The organism is Sinomonas sp. G460-2, from assembly GCF_047759905.1.
Classification (GTDB): domain Bacteria; phylum Actinomycetota; class Actinomycetes; order Actinomycetales; family Micrococcaceae; genus Sinomonas.
On the sequence record NZ_JBKZWT010000550.1, the window covers coordinates 1 to 1,222 of the forward strand.

1 protein-coding gene and 1 pseudogene are annotated in these 1,222 nt (G+C 72.3%); one reads left to right on the top strand and one right to left on the bottom strand.

The window, feature by feature from the left end:
- A pseudogene (locus ACLN58_RS22350) lies at positions 1 to 714 on the top strand (hypothetical protein); the annotation flags it as partial.
- A 70-nt stretch (positions 715 to 784) separates the two neighbouring features.
- On the opposite strand, the gene ACLN58_RS22355 reads toward ACLN58_RS22350, so the two are convergent.
- Positions 785 to 1,222: HNH endonuclease (locus ACLN58_RS22355; RefSeq protein ID WP_415857399.1), on the bottom strand; the 438-nt coding region annotated here is incomplete at its 5' end.

Below are 1,222 nucleotides of genomic sequence, written 5' to 3' on the forward strand. Positions count from 1 at the left end.
GGCCCGCTCGTGGAGGCCACGGCCATCCGGCTGCCTGGCGACGGCGATCCGTTCGATCTCGCGGCGCGGCCTGGGGAGCGCCTTCTCGTCACGTCGGTGGATCCCCAGCGGGTCGGTGCGCTCTTCGAGACGTTCCTTGGGTTGAGGCACGACGGCGCAGCCTCCGTGCGCATCAATGGCCGCGAGGTAGTGGGTCTCCCGTCCCGTCACCGCCGCGTGCTGATCGGCTACGCACGGCGCGGGCTCCCGCTCGAACGTGGGACGATCGCCCGCGCGGTGCGGTACCGCCACCCCGAGCTGCCCGAGTCGGTGGTGCGCCGCGAGCTCGAGCTCGCGGGAATGCGGGGCCTTGATGCGCTTCCTCGCGGGGAGCAGACGGTCCTGCGACGCGGGGGAGAGCCGCTCAGCGTCTCGGACCGGGCCAAGGTGCACGTGGCCAGAGCCATGCTGAAGAGCCCGCCCCTTCTCCTGATGGATCACATCGACGCGGATTTGGGACCCGACGGCGTCGCGGCGCTCATCGACCGACTGGCCTCGTACCCGGGGGTCGTCATTGCGGCCACGGACGCGCCCGAGCGTCTCCGGGGCAGTTGGTCGCGGCTCTCGCTTGATGAGCCCAACGCGAAGCCCGCCCCCTTGGACCAGCCGCTGCCGCGGCGGCGAGAGCTCCGGGACGGCGGGCTACGCCCGGGAGTTCCCCAGTCCCGCCGATGAAACGAGCGAGCTGTGCCGGCCCTGTACGCGGCGATGCAGCCCGCGGTGCCCGAGGCCGAAGAGCGCTGGCTTAGAACGGCGGCTGGGGTTCAGCCGGCTCATGCCTCGGTGGGCTGGGCTCGGGTGTGCCGGTGTCGGGTGGGCTGGGATGCGGTGGGCCGGTGTCGGGTGGTTCGTGGCCGGTGGGGCCTGTGAGGGCTCGGGTTCCGAGGGGGGAGGTCCAGAGGGTGTCGGGGGTGGTGTCGTCGGGGCCGGTGGGGAGGCGGGATGGGGTCCAGGTGTGGAGGCTCTTGAGGGCGTGGTGCTTGGTGCAGAGGGCGTGGAGGTTCTGGGCGTCGGTGGTTCCGCCGTCCTGCCATTCGATGAGGTGGTCGATCTCGGCTTTGCGGGCGGGCCGGGCGCAGCCGGGGAACTGGCAGGTTCCGTCGCGGTACTCGATGAAGCGGCGCAGGGTCTGGGGATGCCTGCGGGGCCTCGGGCTCTGCCGGAGCGTCCGCAGGAGCCGGGT